The organism is Leyella stercorea, from assembly GCF_021531655.1.
The window spans coordinates 1-644 of the sequence record NZ_JADYUF010000117.1 but is presented as its reverse complement, the minus strand read 5'-3'; the positions used below and the strand labels follow the sequence as shown (position 1 = coordinate 644).

Genomic DNA, 644 nt, shown 5'->3' with positions numbered 1-644 from the left:
AACATTGGTGCAAGATATAAGCGTATAAGAAAACGCCCAAGGGGTAAACCCTCACCGCAGCTCTACGCATACAAGAAAGAGAAGTTGCAAGAACTTGAAGAACATGATTCCAAAGGAGAACTTGTGCTGTATTATGCCGACGAAAGCCATGTCTGTACAAATGGATATGTTCCATATGGCTGGCAATTCAAGAATGAGGATGTTTACATCCCATCCGAGAAAGCAGCCCGGCTTAATATCTTTGGTATGATTACCAAAAGGAACCAATATAAAGGCTTTACCACAAAAAACTCCATAAACGCAGACAAGATTGTGGACTATCTTGACAGATTCTCTTTCAATGTCACGAAGAAGACCGTAATTGTCTTGGACAATGCTTCTGTTCATAGAAATCGGAAGGTGAAAGAACTGAGGAAAATTTGGGAGAATAGAGGATTGTTCCTCTTCTATCTTCCACCTTATTCTCCAGAACTTAATCCTGCCGAGATTCTTTGGCGTATACTTAAGGGCAAATGGATAAGACCGATAGATTACGAGACTACGGACTCGCTTTTCTATTGTACGAACAGGGCCTTGGCGTCTGTGGGTACGAACTTATTCGTGAATTATTCATATTTGTAAAATTAATTTTGAACAGTTACTTA

At 40.1% G+C, this 644-nt stretch carries 1 protein-coding gene; it reads left to right on the top strand.

Features of this window, described 5'->3' with window-relative positions:
* Positions 1–621 (top strand): IS630 family transposase (locus I6E49_RS14270; RefSeq protein WP_235403148.1); only part of this gene is annotated, 621 nt, incomplete at its 5' end.
* Between the last annotated feature and the right edge of the window lie 23 nt (positions 622–644).